A 13,963-nucleotide genomic window follows, 5' to 3' on the forward strand; every position below is an offset into this window, starting at 1 on the left:
CATCATTTTTACTGGACTCCGCTTATGTCTGTCGATACTAGAATTAAGCCTCATATACATAATAAGAGTTAAGAAAAGAATTGTGACGTGAGGAGGTGAAAACTTGGATAAAAGTGTATTAATAATTGCTGCTCATCCTGACGACGAACTCCTTGGAAGTGGCGGAACATTAAAGAAATTAATCAATCATGGCTATAAAGTTATTACGGTTATCGTTGCCAAGGGACGAAAAGAAGAGGAACACGATATGACTAGAAATATAGAGAGGGCAAATAAACATTTAGGGATAGAAGAGGTTGTTTTTTTGGAATATCCGAATCTACTATTAGAAACGATTCCATTGCATGTACTCAACAAAGAGATTGAAGCCTTGCTTGTAAAGTACGAACCTTCTATCATTTTTACGCACCACTATGGCGACATTAACTTGGATCATCAAATTTTGTTTCAAGCTGTGTTAACGGCAACACGCCCGCTCCCCCAAAAAAATCCTATTGAACTTCTTTGCTTTGAAACAGTTTCATCTAGTGAATGGAGTCAACAGTCAGATGACAAAATCTTTAAACCTAATTACTATGTCGATATTACAGACACGATTGACGCGAAAATAGAATCTCTTCGGTTCTATGATGTTGAGATGAGGCCTTTTCCTCATCCGCGTTCTTATGAAGGAGTGCGATATTTAGCCCGAGTACGCGGTATGACCGTAGGAGTTGAATTTGCCGAATCCTTCGAGATCATCAGGAGGGTATGGAAATGACAGATAAGAAAATGACTGACCCACAAGAGCTAGCCATCCCATATCCCTATCATGTCTCGGCAACCGATCAATACTATGATGTGTCTCCCACGCATGAAGGAAAGCAGCCAATAACGAAAAAAAAGAAGATAAGGAAATCCACCCCGGATCAGGCTAAACGCAAGAAATTACGGATTTTAATCACTACATTTTGGGATTATCCAGCTGTTGGAGGATTGCAAAGTTATATGGCAACGCTTAAAACGGGATTAGAGAAATTGGGACATAAAGTTGAAATTATTGCGCCCAACCAAATGTCGAAGGATCTAAAGATAAAGATGACTAAAAAAATAGTGAATGAAACTAAACAATTTTATAAGAAGCGCTATGGTAGTTATAGTAATGAGATTGTAAAGGAACATCGTCGACTTGCTTGTTTTGAACTCATGTTAAGTAACATGGATTTAGAGAAATATGATATTTTTCATGCGCAGGATCGATTTACAGCCAATATATTAGGAAGATTGAACGAACTGTATCAAAAGCCATTACTCTTTACGCCGCATGGATTTATGACTCAACGCCGACTTACCTTTAATCTTATTGAATCAGGATCTATAGAAGAGGCCTATTATTTGTCAATGGACAAACAAGCAATTGAAAGTTCGGATCACATTATTACACTGTGTGAAGCCTTTCGTCCGATGTTGAAAAAATTAGGAGCTAATGATCGTAAAATAACAACGATTTATACGGGTATTGATTTTAAATCGGTGACTGTTCAGAAGACCCAAAAAACAATTATTACTTGTATTTCACGTCTTCGCCCTCGTAAAGGCCATAAATATTTGTTTGAAGCGCTTGATTTACTGAAAAAAGACTTGGACAACGTGGATGTGTGGATAGTTGGTGATGGAGAGATGAGAAATGAGTTGGAGAACCAGGTTAAAGCTTTGAGATTGAACAATGTATCCTTTCTAGGAAAAAGAAAAGACATCGTTGAATTATTGTGCCAGTCTGATATTTTTGTCCTACCAACGACGAGCGATACGTTACCGATTGCGATTATCGAGGCAATGTTCGCTAATCAGGCAATTATTACAACGAACCAAGGTGGTATACGGGAAATTATTGAGGATCATCATTCAGGTTTAATTGCTGAATCAGGGAACTCACAGCAATTAGCTGAGAAACTATCACTTTTACTAAGTGACCCAGCATTACGGAAAACTTTAGCCAAAAACGCAAGGGAATTCGCGGAAGAGAATTTAACGAGTACGAATATGGTAAAGCGAGTAGAAGAAATTTATCAATCTTTTTATAAAGAGGAGGTGAAATAGATGCAACAACCTATTTCGGCTGTTGTGCTGGATTTAAGTGCGACAGGGATCGGTATTGTTCGAAGTTTGCACAAGCAAGGCATCAGCGTTAACGCATACGATATAAAAGGGAAATATGAAATTGGCAAAACACGTCATGCGACTTGTGGAATCTGTCCCAATCCTGTTTCGGAAGAACAAAAAATGGTGAAGTTTCTTATTAAGTTGGGAAAAGAATTTAGTAGGAAACCAGTACTTTACGCGGGATCTGATGACTTTGTCCATTTTATATCCAAGCATAGAATCTTATTACAACGATATTATCGGTTCTTACTACCGGATCCATCCCTCGTCGAAGCTGTGTTGGATAAAAGATTAACCTATGAACTGGCTGTTAAACATAATATTCCATGCCCAAAAGTCTTGGCAATAGACGATGACCAACAGCTTGAACAAATGAGTGGGGAAGTAACCTTTCCATGTATATTAAAGCCTGTCTATTCTTCTGATTTTCGTAAACGAGTGAGTCACCGGTTGTTTAAGAAAGCGATTTTAGTAGAGGATGCATCCCAATTGCGAGAACAGTACTCCTTATATAGGCCGTTTGGGGAACTGATGCTACAAGAAATCATTCCGGGGGATGAGGCTTGTATCTATTCGGTCAAAACGTTTTTTGATGAACAGATGAATTTGGTAGGGCTATATATGAATCAAAAAATCCATCAATTCCCTCCTGACTTCGGCTCCTCTGCGATGGTTCTAAGTGTTAGGGATGAAGAGGTAATTCGAGAAGCCTTGTCCTTCCTCAACAAGCTGCAATTTAAAGGATTAGCCATTACAGAATTTAAAAGGGACCAAAGAGATGGAGCATTAAAATTTATAGAAATTAATGCGAGAATAGGTCTCACACAACAGCTATCGATAGCCTGTGGTGTGGATGTAGCCTACTTGTATTATTTGTCGCTAACTGGTCAAGAGCCAATACCTGTAACGAGTCAACGAGAAGGAGTTAAATGGGTTTATCTTGTACGTGATTTCATTTCGTTTCGTCAAAACAGAAGAGATAAACAGATGACATTTACGGAATGGCTCAAGGGTTTATCGGGAAGAAAAGTAGAAGCACTATTTGCTTGGGATGATCCGATGCCATTTATACGAAGTTTTGTTTCCCATCTGAGAAATGTAAAGGTGAAGCGTTAGAAATTCATTTGAAAGGAGTGAATGATTCATTGAGCAGTACAGACGAGATTATACGGCAATGGAGGCATTTCGGTTGGCATGAAAAATTTCGAGATGTTCTTGGTCAAAATAGTAAACTAGTCGAGAAGCAAATCGTGTGTCTCAAAAATTCACGTGAAAAAACGACGATATGGCAATTGATGATTACGGATGGCATAGAAGTCCTTCCAGTCGTCTTAAAAATTTATAAACCGCCACTGAAAGAAAATCATATGGTTGAAATGAAGATGTATCAAAAAGCGAGTCTAACTCTGCAGGAATTTATGCCACAAATCTATTGGATGGAGCGCAATGTAAATGGCGAGGAAGTTTGGATGTTTATGGAGTTCGTCAGACCGTTACGTGGACAAATTAAACTAACCCCAAAACACTTTGATGCGATCATTCCAACCGTGGCAAAATTTCATGCTACAACATTTGAAAGTCAATTGGAGCAGCATAGTAACATTTCCGACTCTTGGCTTCCTCACTATGATTCACAGTCGATGGCTTTAGAAAGAAGTAAACATATTGAAAAAACAAAGAAATACCTCGATTTGGCGATGAAAGATCCTGGTTTAAGAGGAGTAGTGGAGCCTAGCTATACAGCAATCCAACAAATTTTACAAAAAGGCCCCGTTTTTTTTCCTGAAATAATGGCAAGCGGGCAGAGCCTCATACATGGCGATCTTCATGTTCATAATATTAGCTGTCAAAATGCAACTACAAATCAAGACTGGAAAATTCAATTTGTAGATTGGGAGTCTGCTAAATATGCGCCGGTATGGTTCGATTTAGTCGTTCTTGTGGAAATATTACTTGATTTTCGGAAGGATTGGCAGAAGGATGCTGAAGAGATTCGTAGTCATTGTGCCCATTTATACAGTGAGGAAATGAAAAAGTATGGAATTACGTTTCAAACAGATCCGCTACAGCTTTTGAAAATGACTTATTTACAGAGAACCTTAGAGAAAAGGTTGCTGAATCACTTACGCAGAGTTGTAAGAGGTGAGAAAAGTCAGCTACTGGAAAGATATTTGGAGAAAACCATGGTTTGGGGAAAAGAGCTTGGATTATATTAATCCGTCTATGTATAGGAGAAATCTAGAGTAGGGAATTGAAATAAGAATTTAAAAGGTTGGGAAGTAAATATGAAAATACTAGTTACTGGAGGGGCAGGGTTTATCGGTTCTCATGTAGTTGAGTTATTAATCAAAAACGGACATGAGACAGTCGTCGTAGATAATTTATCTTCAGGTAAAAAAGATGCTGTTCCTTCTCAAGTCCAAATGATTGAAATGGATATCAACTCGCAGAAATTAGAAGAAGTTTTTGCGCGTGAAAAACCAGATGTAGTGATCCACTTAGCGGCACAGGTGGATGTTGCTACCTCTATACTATACCCCTCGCATGATGCTGAACAAAATATTTTAGGAACGATTCGTCTACTCAACTACTGTCAAAAACACCATGTACAAAAAATAATTTTTTCTTCCACTTGTGCCGTATATGGAGAAACAGCTGATTGTAGCATAAAGGAATCATTTGCTATGAAGCCACTATCCTTTTATGGCCTTTCCAAATATACTTCTGAAAGATATATCCAACTTTTTCAAAGGCTTAATCAAGTCCCTTTTACGATCTTAAGATATGCCAACGTTTATGGTCCGAGACAGACCTCTTTAGGTGAGGGAGGCGTTATTTCAACTTTTTTCAGGAAGATTTTGAATGGAGAAGCCCCATTTATATATGGGAATGGTGAACAGACGAGAGATTTTGTTTACGTAAAAGATGTTGCACTGGCTAATGTACTCGCCTTAACTAAAGGGACAAATGGGATTTTCAATATTGGATGTAATACAAAGACAAGTGTAAACGAGCTTTTAACAATGATGACGTCACTTATGGCAGTTCATATGACGCCTATTATTAGGCCAGCACGTGAAGGGGATATTCAACATAGCCGATTGGATAACACAAAAGCGGCAACAGTATTAGGTTGGCAGCCATCCTATGAATTGTCTGTCGGACTAAGTGATACTTTAAATTATTATAAAGGGGTGTTCCGTAATGGAAGCATTTAAGAAGATAATAGCCGGGAATAAGGGGTCTATCAAAAGTAAAAATTTAATAAGCTACAAGCTAATCGGGAGGGGATCAGATGGATCGGTCTTTCAATTAACAGATGATCGCTGTGTTAAAGTTTTTGAAAATGAACAAACAAAAGCATTGGAACTGAATGCACTGCAAGTGGGACAACCATCCCCAGTGATTCCTAGACTGTATGAGGATGGACCAAACTATATCGTTATGGAGTATGTAGAAGGAATTTCTCTTCCTCAGTATTTAAAAAAAGAAAAGCAACTGCCAGAATCTATCGTGGTAAAAATTCTAGCAATGCTGGCCGAATTGAACAAAGTCGGATTCGATAGATGCGATACAGAGGTTCGTCATATTTTATTTAATGAGGATATGGACATAAGGGTGATTGATTTAAAGAGAGCATTTGGCTCGGTCAGATCTACTCCGACTAAATTGTTAAAAGGGTTAAAAAAGAAAGGTTATTTAGAAGAGTTTTTGAAGCATGTGAACAATCTTAACCCGGCTCTTTATAAGGAGTGGAAAGGTAGTATGAAGTGAAAAGTTGTGGATAGACCTTGCTAAGCTAACAGCGGTCTATCCACGGCTATTTACTTGTTTAACTCCAGCCTCTCAACAACTCCAAGCAGTTGTTGAAAAGCATCATCCAGGTTATTTGCAGTGATGTGAACATATTCGATTTCGGTATGTTGGTTGCCAGAATGTTCATAGCGCGAATCATAGTAGTTTTCGAGTAAGAGCTTTATAACCGATGCAAAATCTCCGATGGCTAGGTCATCTTCAATCTGTTTGGCAATCGGTGTATGTAGCCGTTTTTTTATAATTTGAAAGGCTTCTTGGAAAAGTTCTGGATATTTATCCGGTTCATAGTCAGCAAGAATATTTTTAACGCGTTCTTCAACCGGTAAATGTACGCTGAGCTGCACGCCTGTTTCTTTTTTATTGAACAGGAAGGAAGGCATGCTTACTTTACCAATCCGTCTACTTTCTCCTTCGATGAAAACATAAGGCTCTTGTTTAAGTCGCGCTAATTCACGGACGAGTAGGGAGTCGAATTTCTTTTGGTTGCTGGGCTCCAGTCCAATTTGACCGAAGATAGAGCCGCGGTGTCCAGCTAGATTTTCAAAATCGAGGACGGGAAATCCTTTGTCAGCTAGCATTTTCAATAGAGCCGTTTTACCTGACCCGGTATAGCCATTTAACACAATAAAGGTAGGAGAGAAATCTTCTTGCTCCAATTCATGCACAACCCATTGTCGAAAAGTACGGACCCCGCCTGCCAAACGAGTCGTGTGGATGCCCATTAAATCGAGGACAGTGGCAGCCGTTTTACTGCGCATACCGCCACGCCAACAAAATACAGTCATCGGTGTGTCAATTTGTTTGAAGGCACGAATGAAATCAGGCAACTTCTGCGAAAAGATTTCAAGTCCTCTATCCTTGGCAACCTCTTGTCCAACCTGTTTGTAAAGGGTTCCGATTTCAGCTCGTTCCTCGTCATTAAACACAGGAATATTGATGCTGCCGGGAATTGTTGCTTCGTTAAATTCTTTCGGGGAGCGCACATCAATGAATGTATGCGGTCCCTTTGCTTGTACGGCCAGTAGTTCGTCTATCGTCAAATCTCTAAACACTTTTTTCACCTTCTAGCTAGATTATGAAACAATGATGCGCCCTTTGTTGTCTTCTGTTACTTCTCCGATAATTCGTGCATCAACGCCTTGTTGTTGAAGGTCGTTCAGCAACAGTGTCGCCTCTTGCTCAGCTAATGCAATGAGCAAACCACCAGAAGTGACAGCATCACATAAAATCCAACGGTCAATTTGGTCTAGTCTATCCGCATACGTCACGACATCTGCGACATGGGCAAAGTTATTTTTTGTGCCTCCAGGTACTTTACCAGCTGCGGCAAGTTCTTTTGTACGCGCTAAAATAGGTACTTGATCAGCATGGATATGAATGCCAACGTCACTTGCTTTGGCCATTTCTGACGTATGCCCAAGTAATCCGAAGCCTGTCACATCTGTAGCGGCATGGACCTCATAGTTAGCCATTGTTTCAGCGGCTACTTTATTGAGTGTCGTCATTACTTTTGTTACTTCAACCACTTCATCTTCAGACAATAAACTATTTTTCAATGAAGTTGTGTAAATACCAACACCAATTGGTTTTGTTAATATCAATTTGTCGCCTGGTTTAGCGCCTGCATTAGTCCGTACTTTATCAGGATGAACAACGCCTGTGACAGCTAGTCCGAATTTAGGCTCCTGGTCGTCAATGGAATGTCCGCCAACTAGTGTGACACCGGCTTCTTTTAATTTATCACCTGCACCACGTAAAATATCTGAAAGAATTTTTTTATCTAAAGTGGCAATCGGGAAAGCCACGATATTAAGTGCTGTAATCGGCTTGCCACCCATCGCATAGACATCGCTGATGGCATTGGTAGCAGCGATTTGCCCGAAATCATAAGGATCATCGACAATCGGTGTGAAAAAGTCGAGCGTTTGCACCATCGCGATGTCGTCCGTCAGTTTATAAACACCTGCGTCATCACTCGTATCAAGACCAACGAGTAAATTTGGATCAGGTGTAGCAGGCGGAAGCCCACGTAATACTTGCGCTAAATCAGCAGGTCCAATTTTGCACCCACAGCCGCCTTTTGTTGTGAGTGATGTCAATTTTACTGGAATCGTGTTATCCATCGTGCATCCACCTTTCGATTATAAATCTGTTATTAATATTAACACACTGATGGGAAATGCTTATTATATGTTGAACTTATGATTTCCACGTAATCTCCAGCGAAGGCGCCTTAACGGGGGGCGCCGAAGCCATCCCCCGGCGCCGCAGCGTGGTTTAATGGAATTCATTATTATTCATTACTTCCTAAAAAGGTATTGCAAATTTTCGCTAAATAGCGTAAGGTTGTCAATAATAGAAATACATCATCAATTATGCTAATTGATAAAAATAATTCAACAAACAATTTAATAGTTTTTCTTATCTAGAGAGGTATAGGGACTGGCCCGTTGACACCTCAGCAACCGCCATAGTTGGTACGGTGCTAATTCCAGCAAGTCGAGAAATTGGCTTGATAGATGAGGAAAAGACTTAGTCAAATGCAGAGTCTATTTCCTTTATCAACACAAAGGAGAGGCTCTTTTTTGTTTCAATCATATGGTGCATGGACGACGAAAGATTCAGTGGACATAGAGAGGGGATAGACAATTGGCAAATTTACTTGAGACGATGAAAGAACGCATTTTAATAGGTGATGGCGCGATGGGAACATTGCTGTACACAAACGGGGTAGATCGTTGTTTTGAGGAATTAAACCTGACACATCCTGAACGAGTGCTCCACGTTCATCAAGCTTACATCGAGGCAGGGGCGGATGTGATTCAAACCAATACATATGGCGCCAACTATATAAAATTAGCACGTTATGGACTAGAAAATAGTGTTGAAAAAATCAATAAGACGGCTGTTGATATTGCGAAAAAAGCTGCCGGTAAAAATACGTTTATTCTCGGAACAATTGGCGGTATTCATGGTTCGAAAACGCTGATAGGTACAAAGGAAGAAATTGAGCAGAGCTTTAAGCAACAGCTACAATGCCTACTTACTGAAGGTGTGGACGGCATTCTATTAGAAACTTATTACGATTTTGATGAATTAACAACCGTGCTCAATATTGCACGTCAAGCAACAGATATCCCGATTATTACAAATGTCTCGATGCATGAAGCAGGCGTGCTACAAAATGGTTTGGCACTCGCGGATGCCCTGCAACAGCTGGAAGCATTAGGTGCTGACGTTGTTGGAGTCAATTGTGGATCAGGGCCTTATCATATACTGAAAGCATTAGAGGAAGTTCCATTGCCAAAGAAAGCCTTATTGGCTGCGTATCCGAATGCGAGTTTCCCGAGCTATACAGATGGCAAATTGACGTATGAAAATGAACCCGATTATTTCGGCAAACTGGCGCTTAATTTCCGTGAGGAAGGTGTCGGTTTACTAGGGGGATGCTGTGGTACGACTCCGGCGCATATTCGCGCATTGGTAGAGGGCTTAACGAATCGTGCGCATGTGCAAGACAAACAAGTGAAAGCGCATGATGCGAAAGTGAATGTGACGGATTCGAAGGCACTCGACAAACCAACTTTGCTTGAAACGGTGCAAAAGAGACATTCGATAATTGTAGAGTTGGATGCGCCGAAGCATTTAAATACGGCTACATTTTTTGAAGGGGCACAGGCGCTTCATGATGTAGGTGTGGACGCCATTACATTAGCGGATAATTCCCTGGCATCACCAAGAATTTGTAATGCCTCGATGGGGTCATTGGTGAAACAAAGAATTGGCGCAACACCACTTGTTCATATCACGTGTCGTGATCGAAACCTCATTGGCTTGCAGTCGCATCTTATGGGCTTGCATACAATGGGCATTACAGAATTACTGGCGATTACAGGAGATCCAACGAAAATCGGTGATTTCCCAGGCGCAACATCCGTTTTTGATATGACTTCATTTGAATTAATTTCAATGATTAAGCAGTTTAATGAGGGAATATCATGGTCTGGTAAGTCATTGCAACAGAAAACATCCTTTACAGTGGCAGCGGCGTTTAACCCGAATGTGCGTCATATCGACCGTGCTGTGCAAAGAATGGAGAGGAAAATCGAAGCGGGTGCAGATTATTTCATTACCCAACCGGTTTATAGTCCAGAGAAAATTATTGAGTTGTATGAGGCAACAAAACATATTCAGTCACCTATTTATATTGGAATTATGCCGCTAACTTCGTCACAAAATGCAGAGTTTCTTCACAATGAAGTGCCGGGCATTAAACTGACAGATGAAGTCCGGGCAAGAATGGGACTGTTTGCGGGAGATCGTGAGCAATCGACGCGAGAAGGCATAGCCCTTGCGAAGGAATTGATAGATGTGGCGTTAGAGCATTTCCATGGAATCTATTTAATCACGCCGTTTATGCGTTATGATATGACGGTCGATTTGACGAAATATATCAATGAAAAAGTGGGCGCGGGTGTGACGAAAAAAGTAGAACAAGCAGGTAGTGTTGTCTACTGAATAAATTGGAAGGTATCGCCATATCTTCTGTAGAAAAGAGAGTGTTGAATCTATGCGATTCAGTGCTCTCTTTTTACAATCACTTGGCACAGCTTCTTAACACGTTTTGAATTATACTAGTTTATAAGTTGAATATGGAGGGAGTACTATGGACGAACTAACGAATTTCAGGATAGGGGTAAATCCAACAATCGATGAATATCAACTCATTTGGGAAAATACCAATGATGCTATTTTAATATTACGCAATGATGGTGCAATTGTTCAAGCAAATCCTGCTTTAAAGGACATCTTAGGTTGGAGTCTGGTGGAAGTTGAAGGGGTTTCAAGACCGCCATTTTTTATGGACGACTTTACGTCAGCAGATCATCAGAAGCAACTCAATGTTTTGAGAAAAGGCGAGAGTACGCTTTATTTTGAAACGAAACGTAAGCATAAGGATGGCACCATAAAAGATGTGTTGGCCTCCTATCGTGCTATTAATAAGGATGATGTGTTAGCTGTCGCGATGTATAAAGACATTACGAGGGAAAAGCATACGCAACGTCAGCTGACCGTTACTGAGAGCTGTTACAGAACTTTAGTAGAATATTCTCCGGATGCAATTTTAGTGCAAAATGATGATGCGCTAACTTTTGCTAATCCAGAGGCGGTTAAACTTCTTGGCGCTAAAAATGTAGATCAGCTCATCGGCAAGGCAATCTGGGATTTTATTGAACCGACGGATGAGGAAGATAGGAGTCGAGTCATTGATGCATTGAAAAGTTTAGAAGCGGTGAAAACGGAGCCGATGATTGAAAAGCTTGTTCGATTTGATGGCACAACAATATGGGTAGAAATGATTGCAATCCCCGTTCAGCATGAGGGAGAGAGGGTCATTCAGGCTATATTGCGAGATATAACGGTTCGGAAATATTATGAGGATCAGTTAACGTATATGGCTACCTATGATCCGATGACAGGGGTTGTCAATAGAAGCTCATTCATTGATGCGCTGGAGAAAGCTGTTGAACAAAAGGATGCCTTTGCAGTGTTATATCTCGATTTGGATAAATTTAAGACCATCAATGATTCGCTAGGACATGCTGTTGGGGATGAACTGCTTATCCAATTTGCGGGTAAGATGACAGACAATATTCGTAGTGAAGATGTAGTCGGTCGAATCGGTGGCGATGAATTTCTTATTTTATTGCAAGATATGAATCCACAAAAAGTAGAGAAAATTGTAAGTAGAATGTTGAAGCATTTTAGTGAGCCCTATGTAATTGCAGGACAAGAAGTGTTGGCGACGTCTAGTATTGGTATTGCGATGTATCCAGCAGACGGTGCTGATGTGGCAACATTAATGGATAACGCTGACCAAGCCTTGTACAAGGCTAAGGAAAAACGCAATCACTTTGAATTTTACCGGGCGTAAGAAAAAAAGGCCGATGAGTCATACTCATCGGTCTTTATTTTGTGAATTTGCATGAAGCAGTTCAATTGAAGGTTTATCAGTTTAGTTATATACTGATAAAAGAAGTTAATAATTTAGAGGTGAAAGCATGACAGAACCAATTCTTGATAAGACATTTTTGTCGGCCAGAAACAAGCGTCTCGGTCTTCTTGTGTGGTTCCGGTTATCCCGATTTTACAATTTAAGCATGCGCCAAACAAATCAGCATCTAAAGCAATGGGATTTATCGACCGCCCAGTTCGATGTACTTGTTCAAATTGGTTTGCATCAGCCGATTACGCAGCAACAATTGGCTGGAAAACTGGAAGTCACAAAAGGTAATATCGCACAACTGCTAAAAAAGATGGAAGCACTTGGTTGGATTACGCGTGACCAACAGTGGAAAACGAAATATATTTCATTAACAGAGGCAGGCTGCTGTTTATATGCAGAAGTCGTTCCTCAACAAGAACAGTTCCAAGCATCTCAGTTTTGTGGACTGAATCGTGAGGAACAGGTGCAACTACTGAATCTACTCAAAAAAATTCAACGAACGATTGAAAACGAGGAGGAGTAAGTATGATTTCGAGAGGCATTAGAAGTGTAAGAGATGTTGTTTTCCAAGAAAATTCACTGACACATAAAGTGGGATTGGTTATTGAGCCGGGTAATTGGGAGGAAGCCGATCCATTTCTATTGATGGCGGAGGACTTTTTTGTACGCGGCACATTTGGTATGCACCCGCATCGTGGCATTGAAACGGTGACATATGTCATTGAAGGCAAGCTAGAGCATTCGGACAATAAAACCGGTGATGGGGAGCTGCTACCAGGTGATGTTCAGTGGATGACTGCGGGACGAGGAATCATTCATACAGAAGATCCGGCTGTCGGTGATACTGTTCGTTCCTTGCAACTATGGGTCAATCTTCCGAGTGATAAAAAAATGACGGAGCCACGCTATCAAAATATGCGCGCGCAAGATATGCCTATTCGCGAAGAAGAGGGTGCTACTATCCGTGTGTTTTCCGGCTCTTCGATGGGTGTAACGGCCGCTACGAAAAATCATGTGCCTGTGACGATGGTGGAGTTAAATGTTGATGCAGGTGCGACAGTTATGCAAGACCTACCAGGAAGTTATAATGGTTTTATATATGTCTTAGAAGGACAAGGGGCGTTTGGCAAAGACAATACAATAGGCAAAGCAGGGCAGGTTCTCTGGCTCGAACGTGGATTAGATACCGAACAGACTGAATTGACCATTCATGCGACAGAGCAGCTACGCGTCGTGTTATATGCGGGACAGCCGATTGGCGAAAAAGTTGTTGCACGTGGGCCATTCGTTATGAATTCAGATGAAGAGATTGTTCAAGCATATAAAGATTACCATGAAGGCAAATTCGAGTAAGTAATTAAAGGAGAGAATGACATGGATGCATTTAATCAGCTAGTAACGGAAAGACGATCAGCAAATAACTTTTTGCCGAATAATCCAATCACACCAAGAGAGTTGGATGAAATTTTTAACGTCGTTAAAATGGCACCTTCAGCATTTAATTTGCAGCATACGAATTATTTAGTTGTCACAGACGATGACTTAAAGAGGAAAGTACAAAAAGCAGCGTTTGGGCAGTATAAAGTGGGTGTTGCTTCAGCGGTTATTATTGTGACGGGGGATAAGGCAGCTTATAAAAATACTGAAAAAGTATATGAGGGCTTGTTGATGTTAGGTATCCTCAACCAGCAACAATATGATCAAGAAGTTCAAGATGTTATCTCACTGTACGAAAGTAGAGGAGAGGAATTCCAACGCGACGAAGCTATTCGTAATGCGTCCTTGTCATCAATGTTATTTATGCTAGCAGCCAAAAATGCGGGATGGGCAACATGTCCGATGATTGGCTTTAATCCTGATGAACTCAAAAATCTATTGGAAATACCAGACGAACAGGAACCGGTATTAATGATTGTTCTTGGCAAAGAAAAAGTTGAAAGCAGACGACCAAGAGGCTATCGTAAACCTGTTGGGGAATTTGTGAAATACTATTAAAAT

At 40.6% G+C, this 13,963-nt stretch carries 13 protein-coding genes and 1 riboswitch; of the genes, 11 read left to right on the plus strand and 2 right to left on the minus strand.

Features of this window, described 5'->3' with window-relative positions:
- Nucleotides 1–103 precede the first annotated feature (103 nt).
- The 6 genes from N1I80_RS02890 (at nucleotide 104) to N1I80_RS02915 (ending at nucleotide 5,916) form a co-directional block, all read left to right on the plus strand.
- Entirely contained in the window at nucleotides 104–760 is a 657-nt protein-coding gene (locus tag N1I80_RS02890; protein WP_340736460.1) for a PIG-L deacetylase family protein, read from the plus strand.
- A complete protein-coding gene (locus tag N1I80_RS02895) occupies nucleotides 757–2,079 on the plus strand; it encodes a glycosyltransferase family 4 protein (RefSeq protein ID WP_340736461.1) in 1,323 nt (440 codons plus the stop codon). Before N1I80_RS02890 ends, N1I80_RS02895 begins: the two co-directional genes overlap by 4 nt.
- Nucleotides 2,080–3,258 carry a carboxylate--amine ligase gene (locus N1I80_RS02900; RefSeq protein WP_340736462.1) on the plus strand — a complete coding sequence of 393 codons (1,179 nt, stop codon included), beginning with the start codon at nucleotides 2,080–2,082 and terminating at the stop codon, nucleotides 3,256–3,258. It begins immediately after the preceding gene.
- Nucleotides 3,259–3,287: 29 nt separating this feature from the next.
- Entirely contained in the window at nucleotides 3,288–4,358 is a 1,071-nt protein-coding gene (locus N1I80_RS02905) for a phosphotransferase (protein WP_340736463.1), read from the plus strand.
- Nucleotides 4,359–4,427: 69 nt separating this feature from the next.
- Nucleotides 4,428–5,360, plus strand: a complete 933-nt coding sequence (locus N1I80_RS02910) for an NAD-dependent epimerase/dehydratase family protein (RefSeq protein ID WP_340736464.1) — start codon at nucleotides 4,428–4,430, stop codon at nucleotides 5,358–5,360.
- Nucleotides 5,347–5,916, plus strand: a complete 570-nt coding sequence (locus tag N1I80_RS02915; protein WP_340736465.1) for an AarF/UbiB family protein — start codon at nucleotides 5,347–5,349, stop codon at nucleotides 5,914–5,916. The genes N1I80_RS02910 and N1I80_RS02915 overlap by 14 nt, the downstream gene beginning before the upstream one ends.
- A 50-nt stretch (nucleotides 5,917–5,966) precedes the next feature.
- On the opposite strand, the gene mnmH is transcribed toward N1I80_RS02915, so the two are convergent.
- Both mnmH and selD read right to left on the minus strand, forming a co-directional pair.
- The gene (mnmH, locus tag N1I80_RS02920; RefSeq protein ID WP_340736466.1) at nucleotides 5,967–7,010 is read right to left on the minus strand and encodes a tRNA 2-selenouridine(34) synthase MnmH; all 1,044 of its coding nucleotides are present in this window, start codon (nucleotides 7,008–7,010) and stop codon (nucleotides 5,967–5,969) included.
- Between the two features lie 21 nt (nucleotides 7,011–7,031).
- Nucleotides 7,032–8,081, minus strand: coding sequence for a selenide, water dikinase SelD (gene selD, locus N1I80_RS02925; RefSeq protein ID WP_340736467.1), 1,050 nt, complete (start codon nucleotides 8,079–8,081; stop codon nucleotides 7,032–7,034).
- A 295-nt stretch (nucleotides 8,082–8,376) separates the two neighbouring features.
- Nucleotides 8,377–8,484: riboswitch (SAM riboswitch) on the plus strand.
- Between the two features lie 123 nt (nucleotides 8,485–8,607).
- Here selD and N1I80_RS02930 point away from each other — a divergent pair.
- From N1I80_RS02930 to N1I80_RS02950, 5 genes are all read left to right on the plus strand, one after another.
- Nucleotides 8,608–10,476 carry a bifunctional homocysteine S-methyltransferase/methylenetetrahydrofolate reductase gene (locus N1I80_RS02930; protein WP_340736468.1) on the plus strand — a complete coding sequence of 623 codons (1,869 nt, stop codon included), beginning with the start codon at nucleotides 8,608–8,610 and terminating at the stop codon, nucleotides 10,474–10,476.
- Nucleotides 10,477–10,624: 148 nt separating this feature from the next.
- The gene (locus tag N1I80_RS02935) at nucleotides 10,625–11,893 is read left to right on the plus strand and encodes a diguanylate cyclase domain-containing protein (RefSeq protein ID WP_340736469.1); all 1,269 of its coding nucleotides are present in this window, start codon (nucleotides 10,625–10,627) and stop codon (nucleotides 11,891–11,893) included.
- 127 nt (nucleotides 11,894–12,020) lie between these two features.
- Nucleotides 12,021–12,488 (plus strand): MarR family winged helix-turn-helix transcriptional regulator, encoded by a 468-nt coding sequence (locus tag N1I80_RS02940; RefSeq protein ID WP_340736470.1) that lies wholly within the window; start codon nucleotides 12,021–12,023, stop codon nucleotides 12,486–12,488.
- Nucleotides 12,489–12,490: 2 nt separating this feature from the next.
- Nucleotides 12,491–13,318, plus strand: a complete 828-nt coding sequence (locus N1I80_RS02945; RefSeq protein WP_340736471.1) for a pirin family protein — start codon at nucleotides 12,491–12,493, stop codon at nucleotides 13,316–13,318.
- 21 nt (nucleotides 13,319–13,339) lie between these two features.
- Nucleotides 13,340–13,960, plus strand: coding sequence for a nitroreductase family protein (locus N1I80_RS02950; RefSeq protein ID WP_340736472.1), 621 nt, complete (start codon nucleotides 13,340–13,342; stop codon nucleotides 13,958–13,960).
- Nucleotides 13,961–13,963 lie beyond the last annotated feature (3 nt).

Origin of the sequence: Sporosarcina sp. FSL K6-3457 (assembly GCF_038007285.1) — a bacterium.
GTDB lineage: Bacteria > Bacillota > Bacilli > Bacillales_A > Planococcaceae > Sporosarcina.

Coding starts and splice junctions, on each gene's coding strand:
- N1I80_RS02895 (WP_340736461.1), top strand. CDS start 757: ATGACAGATAAGAAAATGACTGACCCACAAGAGCTAGCCATCCCATAT.
- N1I80_RS02915 (WP_340736465.1), top strand. CDS start 5,347: ATGGAAGCATTTAAGAAGATAATAGCCGGGAATAAGGGGTCTATCAAA.
- N1I80_RS02900 (WP_340736462.1), top strand. CDS start 2,080: ATGCAACAACCTATTTCGGCTGTTGTGCTGGATTTAAGTGCGACAGGG.
- N1I80_RS02940 (WP_340736470.1), top strand. CDS start 12,021: ATGACAGAACCAATTCTTGATAAGACATTTTTGTCGGCCAGAAACAAG.
- N1I80_RS02950 (WP_340736472.1), top strand. CDS start 13,340: ATGGATGCATTTAATCAGCTAGTAACGGAAAGACGATCAGCAAATAAC.
- N1I80_RS02945 (WP_340736471.1), top strand. CDS start 12,491: ATGATTTCGAGAGGCATTAGAAGTGTAAGAGATGTTGTTTTCCAAGAA.
- selD (WP_340736467.1), bottom strand. CDS start 8,081: ATGGATAACACGATTCCAGTAAAATTGACATCACTCACAACAAAAGGC.
- N1I80_RS02935 (WP_340736469.1), top strand. CDS start 10,625: ATGGACGAACTAACGAATTTCAGGATAGGGGTAAATCCAACAATCGAT.
- N1I80_RS02910 (WP_340736464.1), top strand. CDS start 4,428: ATGAAAATACTAGTTACTGGAGGGGCAGGGTTTATCGGTTCTCATGTA.